The 6,477-nt window shown below is 66.8% G+C and carries 6 protein-coding genes; 5 read left to right on the top strand and 1 reads right to left on the bottom strand.

Annotated features, from left to right (window positions below; all coding sequences use genetic code 11):
- On the top strand, nucleotides 1-710 hold a 710-nt coding region (gene rnc / locus AC1D34_RS32600), incomplete at its 5' end, for a ribonuclease III (protein WP_476826469.1).
- Nucleotides 703-1,614 carry a GTPase Era gene (gene era / locus AC1D34_RS32595; RefSeq protein ID WP_441504767.1) on the top strand — a complete coding sequence of 304 codons (912 nt, stop codon included), beginning with the start codon at nucleotides 703-705 and terminating at the stop codon, nucleotides 1,612-1,614. The genes rnc and era, both read left to right, overlap by 8 nt.
- Here era and AC1D34_RS32590 read toward each other — a convergent pair.
- Nucleotides 1,578-2,477 (bottom strand): LysR family transcriptional regulator, encoded by a 900-nt coding sequence (locus tag AC1D34_RS32590; protein WP_441504766.1) that lies wholly within the window; start codon nucleotides 2,475-2,477, stop codon nucleotides 1,578-1,580. The genes era and AC1D34_RS32590 overlap by 37 nt on opposite strands.
- Nucleotides 2,478-2,593: 116 nt before the next feature.
- Between AC1D34_RS32590 and AC1D34_RS32585 the strand changes: the two genes are divergently transcribed.
- From AC1D34_RS32585 to parC, 3 genes are all read left to right on the top strand, one after another.
- Nucleotides 2,594-2,974 carry a tautomerase family protein gene (locus AC1D34_RS32585; protein WP_441504765.1) on the top strand — a complete coding sequence of 127 codons (381 nt, stop codon included), beginning with the start codon at nucleotides 2,594-2,596 and terminating at the stop codon, nucleotides 2,972-2,974.
- A 103-nt stretch (nucleotides 2,975-3,077) separates the two neighbouring features.
- On the top strand, nucleotides 3,078-3,806 hold the full coding sequence (gene recO / locus AC1D34_RS32580; RefSeq protein ID WP_441488718.1) for a DNA repair protein RecO: 729 nt from the start codon (nucleotides 3,078-3,080) through the stop codon (nucleotides 3,804-3,806).
- 122 nt (nucleotides 3,807-3,928) lie between these two features.
- On the top strand, nucleotides 3,929-6,175 hold the full coding sequence (parC, locus tag AC1D34_RS32575) for a DNA topoisomerase IV subunit A (RefSeq protein WP_441504764.1): 2,247 nt from the start codon (nucleotides 3,929-3,931) through the stop codon (nucleotides 6,173-6,175).
- Nucleotides 6,176-6,477: the final 302 nt, after the last annotated feature.

The raw sequence follows: 6,477 nt of genomic DNA, 5'->3' as shown, positions 1-6,477 counted from the left end.
GGCGTAAGACGCCCGCCCTCGCTCGGCTCGAGGCGAAGCTTGGCCATGTCTTCGCCAATCGCGCCCTGCTTGAAACCGCCCTGACMCATATGAGCGCCGAGAGCTCGCGGCTCGGCAGCTATCAGCGGCTCGAGTTCCTGGGCGATCGCGTCCTGGGATTGAGCGTCGCCGACATGCTCTTCGAGCGCTATCCGCAGGCCGAGGAGGGCGACATGTCGCGCCGCCTGGCCGATCTCGTGCGCAAGGAGACCTGCGCCGAAGTCGCGCTGGGCTGGGATCTCGGCAGCTACCTGAAGCTCGGCGACGGCGAGATCCTGGGCGGCGCCCGCAAGAACAAGGCGATCCTGGCCGATGCCTGCGAGTCGATCATCGGTGCGGTCTTCATCGATGGCGGTTATGCTGCAGCAAGAGGACTGGTCGAGCGCGCTTTTGGCGAGCGCCTGCTGAAGCCGGTGCGCCCGTTGCGCGATGCGAAGACCGCCTTGCAGGAATGGGCGCAGGGCAAGGGCTACCAGACGCCGACCTATACCGAGCGCGGCCGCTCGGGCCCGGACCATGCCCCGCTCTTCCGGGTTGCGGCCCGGATCGCGGGATTGATCGACGCCGAAGCCGAAGGGCGCTCCAAGCGCCTCGCCGAACAAGCTGCTGCCGAGGCGTTCCTGCGCCGCGAGGGGCTCTGGAACGAAACCATGGGAGATGACAATGGCTGAGGCCGACAAGCCCACACGCTGCGGCTTCGTTGCGCTGATCGGCGCGCCCAATGCCGGCAAGTCGACGCTGCTGAACAAGCTCGTCGGCGCCAAGATCTCGATCGTCTCGCGCAAGGTGCAGACGACGCGGACCCAGGTGCGCGGCATCGCGCTCGCCGGCGCGGCGCAGGTCATCTTCGTCGACACGCCCGGCATCTTCGCACCCAAGCGCCGGCTCGACCGCGCCATGGTGACGAGCGCCTGGGGCGGCGCGACCGATGCCGACCTGATCGGCGTGCTGATCGATGTCGAGCGCTTCGACAATGAGGAGAACACGAGGCTGCTCGAAAAGCTCGCCGAGCTGAAGCAGCCCAAGTTCCTGGTCCTCAACAAGATCGACACGATCGAGAAGGAGAAGCTGCTCGCCATCACGACGCAGCTGAACGAGCGAGGCAAGTTCGAGACCACCTTCATGGTCGCGGCGCTGACCGGCTATGGCGTCAAGGACATTCTCGACTGGCTCGAGACGCGCCTGCCGCTCGGCCCCTGGCTCTACCCGGAGGACCAGATCTCGGATGCGCCGCTGCGCTTCCTCGCCGCCGAGATCACGCGCGAGAAGATCTTCGAGCGCCTGCACGACGAATTGCCCTATCGCTCGACCGTCGAGACCGAACAATGGCAGCAGCGGCCCGATGGCTCGGTGCGCATCGAGCAGACGATCTATGTCGAGCGCGAGGGCCAGCGGAAGATCGTGCTTGGCGAGGGCGGCCAGACCATCAAGGCGATTGGGCAGAAGGCCCGCCTCGAGATCGCCGAGGCGGCCGAGGCCAAGGTCCATCTCTTCCTCTTCGTCAAGGTTCGCGAGAACTGGAGCGACGATCCGGAGCGCTATCGCGAGATGGGCCTGGAATTCCCCAAGGGCTGAGCCGACAAGGGCTGAGCCGGCCCGCGAAACGCCGCCGCCAGCTCCCTGACGAAGGCGTTGGCGCGCGGCGTCGCGACATTGCTGCGCAGCACGACCTCGGATGAGCCGAGCGCCGGCAGGCCCCAGTCCGCGCCGACATCGACGGCGCCGGCAGGCGCGATGCGTGCGGCGAGCGGCGTGACGCCGAGCCCGCCCTGCACGGCGGCCAGCACCGCGGCCATGCCTCCGCCGACAAAAGCCTCCCGCCAGCTGAGCCCGCCCTGGCCCAGCGCCTCGATGGCGTGACGCCTGAGCGCGCATTCCGTCATCAGGCTGACGAGCGGCAGCGGCTGCGATGGATCGCGCGTCAGCGTTGGCGCGGCGAACCAGCCAAAGGCGTCGCGGCGCAGCACCTCGCCCGTTCGCCCCTGTCCGATCCGCAGCATCACGGCGACATCGAGCTCGCCGCGTTCGAAGGCCGTCTCGAGCAGGCTCGAGCGTTCGATCCGCAGGCTGATCACCAGCGTCGGGTCATGGCCGAACAGACGCGCCAGCAAGGCCGGCGCATCGGCGCCGACCGCCTGCTCGCTGATCCCGACTGAGATGCGCTCCGGTGACTCGGTGAAGGCCGCACGCGCCCGTTCATGCGCGGCGAGCAGCTCGCGTGCCGCCGGTACGAAACGCTCGCCTTCGGCGGTGAGCCTGACGAGACGCGGGTGGCGCTGGAGCAGAGCCCGGCCGAGAACCTCCTCGAGCCGCTTGACCCGGGTGCTGACCAGCGACTGGGTCGTGCCCAGCGCCTCTGCGGCCCGCGTGAAGCTGCGCAGATCGGCCGCACAGAGAAAGGCGGCGACCGCATCGATATCGAGGGTGGCGACGATCATAAATCAAGAATCCATATGATTGATATCTACAATAATACACTACAACGATGGCTTGGAGAGCGCTAGCTTGCCCTGGACAGCGAGGCGAACGCCCTCGCGCGAACCGGAGATCCACCATGCCCCTGATCCGCATTTCCATGAGGCGCGGCCGTCCCGCCTCCGAGCCTGCCGCCATCGTCGACGGCGTCTATCGGGCGATGCGCGAGACCTTCGAGGTGCCGGAGGACGATCTGTTCGCGGTGATCCACCAGCACGATCCCGACGAGTTCATCTTCAACGCCCGCTATTTCGGCTTCGAGCGCACGGCCGGTCTCGTCATCATCCAGATCACCTGCAACAACAGCCGCGGCGTCACCCAGAAGAAGGCGCTGTTTGCCAAGATCGCCGAGAACCTGCGCCGGGAGCCCGGACTGAGGCCCGACGACGTCTTCATCAACCTGATCGAGACCGCGCGCGAGAACTGGTCCTTCGGCGGCGGCATCGCGCAGTATGTCTGAGGTTGGCTGCCTGCCAGTCCGGACCGGCGCCGCTGACGCGCGCTGTCGGGAGGGGAGGCCTGCGGAAATTGACCCGGCCGGGTGCGCCGCCTAACTCCTTGTCATGGAGTGGAGCGACGACGGCACCATCATCGGCGTCCGGCAGCACGGCGAGAATGCCGTGATCCTGGAGGTGCTGACGCGTCTGCATGGCCGCCATCTCGGGCTCGTGCGCGGAGGGCGCTCGGCCCGGGCGCAGCCGGTGCTGCAGCCCGGCAATGCGGTCTCGCTGACCTGGCGGGCTCGGCTCGACGAGCATCTCGGCGAATACAAGGTCGAGCTCATCACCTCGCATGCGGCGCGGCTGATGGCGGCGCCCGTCGCCCTCTATGGGCTGGGGGTGATCTCGGCCCTGCTGCGGCTGCTGCCGGAGCGTGATCCGCATCCGGCCCTGCATGAGGGGCTGGCGGTGCTGATCGAACATCTCGACGAGCTGACCCTGGCGCCGGCCCTTGTCGTGCGGTTCGAGGTCGCCATGCTGGCCGAACTCGGCTTCGGGCTGGATCTGACGCGCTGCGCCGTCACCGGCTCGCCCGATGACCTCACCCATGTCTCGCCGAAATCGGGCAAGGCGGTCAGCCGCAAGGTGGCCGAGCCCTATCAGGATCGTCTGCTGGCGCTGCCGCGCTTCCTCAGCGAAGGGCAGGGTGGGCGGCAACCCTCGGCCGCCGATATCGCGGCGGGCTTCGCCCTGACCGGCTTCTTCCTGCGCCGCCATCTGCTTGAGCCGCGCGGATTGCTCGAGTCGCCGGAGCGCGCGCGGCTGCTGGAGCTGGTCGCACGAATTCACTGATTTCTGGCGCGTTTGCGGGTATGACGCTTTGCGCGGCTTGCATCGGGCCGGCATCGTCATAGGAAGTGATTCGCGGCCGGCGTTTCCCGGCGGCTGCAACGTAGATCGAGGTTGAGTGACACATGGGAAAGCCGGTCGAGCCGCCACCGGAGGACGAGACCGAGCGCATCGATCTGAAATCGGCGCTCGAAGAGCGCTATCTCGCCTATGCGCTGTCCACCATCATGCACCGTGCCCTGCCGGATGCGCGTGACGGCCTGAAGCCCGTCCACCGCCGTATCCTGCATGCGATGCGGCTGCTGCGCCTCGACCCCGGCCAGGTGCACAAGAAATGCGCCCGCATCGTCGGCGACGTCATCGGTAAGTTCCACCCGCATGGCGACCAGTCGGTCTATGACGCGCTGGTGCGCCTCGCCCAGGATTTCGCCCAGCGTTACCCGCTCGTCGACGGCCAGGGCAACTTTGGCAATATCGACGGCGATAACGCCGCCGCCTACCGCTATACCGAAGCGCGCATGACCGAGGTCGCGCGCCTCCTGCTCGACGGGATCGAGGAGGACGCGGTCGATTTCCGCGAGACCTATAATGGCGAGGACGAGGAGCCGATCGTCCTGCCGGCGGCGTTCCCCAACCTGCTGGCCAATGGCTCGCAGGGCATCGCGGTCGGCATGGCGACCTCGATCCCGCCCCATAACGCCGCCGAACTCTGCGATGCCGCGCTCTATCTGATCCAGCATCCGGAGACCTCCTCCGAGCAGCTCATGACCTTCGTGCCGGGGCCGGATTTCCCGACCGGCGGCATCATCGTCGAGACCCGGGCCTCGATGGCCGAAACCTATCGCACCGGGCGCGGCGCCTTCCGCACCCGGGCGCGCTGGCATGTCGAGGACCAGGGCCGTGGCACCTGGCTCGCTGTCGTCACCGAGATTCCCTACATGGTCTCGAAGGGTCGGCTGATCGAGAAGATCGCCGAGCTGCTGAACGACCGGAAGCTGCCGCTCGTCGGGGATCTGCGCGACGAGTCGGCCGAGGACATCCGCGTCGTCATCGAGCCGCGCAGCCGCGCCGTCGACGCCAATCTGATGATGGAATCGCTGTTCAAGCTCACTGAGCTCGAATCGCGCATTTCGATGAACATGAACGTGCTGACCGGCGGGCTGGTGCCGCGGGTGCTCGGCCTCAACGAGGCCCTGCGCGCCTGGCTCGACCATCGCCGCGAGGTGCTGCTGCGCCGCTCGCGCTTCCGCCTCGGCCAGATCGAGAAGCGGCTCGAGATCCTGCGCGGCCTGCTGATCGTCTATCTCGACCTCGACCGTGTCATCAAGATCATCCGCGAGGAGGACGAGCCGAAGATCGAGCTGATGCGCTATTTCGAGCTCAGCGAGGTCCAGGCCAATGCGATCCTCGACACGCGCCTGCGCGCCCTGCGCAAGCTCGAGGAGATGCAGCTCAAGACCGAACTCGACGAGTTGACCACCGAGAAGGGCCAGATCGAGGGGCTGCTCGCCTCCGAGGCGACGCAGTGGAAGACCATCTCCTGGGACATCCGCGAGGTGAAGAAGCTCTTCGGCCCGGAAACCGCGATCGGCAAGCGCCGCACCGACTTCGCCGATATGCCGGAGACGACCGATATCGACCTGACCCAGGCCATGGTCGAGCGCGAGCCGATCACGGTCGTCGTCTCCAAGAAGGGCTGGATCAGGGCGTTGAAGGGCCATGTCCAGGACCTCTCGACGCTGTCCTTCAAGGGCGATGACGCGCTGCAGCTCGGCTTCCACACCGAGACCACGGCGAAGCTCCTGGTGCTGGCCTCGAACGGCAAGGTCTTCACGCTGGAGGCTTCCAAGCTGCCCGGCGGCCGCGGTTTCGGCGATCCCATCCGCCTGATGATCGAGCTGGAGGAGACGGCCGACATCGTCTCCGCCTTCCCCTACCGGCCGGGGCTGAAGCTCCTGATGGTGACGACGGATGGGCGCGGCTTCGTCGCCCCCAGCGATGATGTCGTGGCCAATACCCGCAAGGGCCGCCAGGTGCTCAACGTCACCGAACCGGTCAAGGCGCTGCTCGCCGTTCCGGCCGAGGGCGACCATGTCGCGATCATCGGCGAGAACCGCAAGCTGCTCTGCTTCCCGCTCTCCGAGGTCGCGGAGATGGGGCGTGGCAAGGGCGTGCGCCTGCAGCGCTACAAGGATGGCGGCGTCTCCGATGCCAAGACCTTCAAGCTGGCCGAGGGCCTGACCTGGCTCGACACCTCGAACCGGACCTGGACGGTCGGGGCGGCCGAACTGATCGAGTGGCTCGGCCACCGTGCGGAATCGGGCCGCCTGCCGCCCAAGGGCTTTCCGAAGAACAACAAGTTCGGCGGCTGAAGCTGTGCCTTGCCCGGGCTTGATGCCCGGGCATCTGCCCGTTTGGCTGCGGCGGCAAATGCAGACGAGGCCATGCAAAGGCGAGCGTTCGCCTGCGCTCTTGTCCGTGTTTCACGGCTGTAAAAAGTAACGTTTTATCAACCTGTTGACCAGGCGCCTTGAATCAACGCGGCAGGGCGTTGAATCAGTTTCTCAGGTCTGTGAATCAATCTCTCAGCCAGGCGGGCAGTCCCGGCCAGGGCGCCGGGAGGAGGGACCTATCTGATCGCCTGGCCGACCACGCCGACCTCGAGGCCGAGCGT

The organism is Allobosea sp. P1_A7 (genome assembly GCF_056406775.1).
Note: the sequence above shows the minus strand (reverse complement) of the source record. Positions and strands in the feature narration are given on the sequence as shown.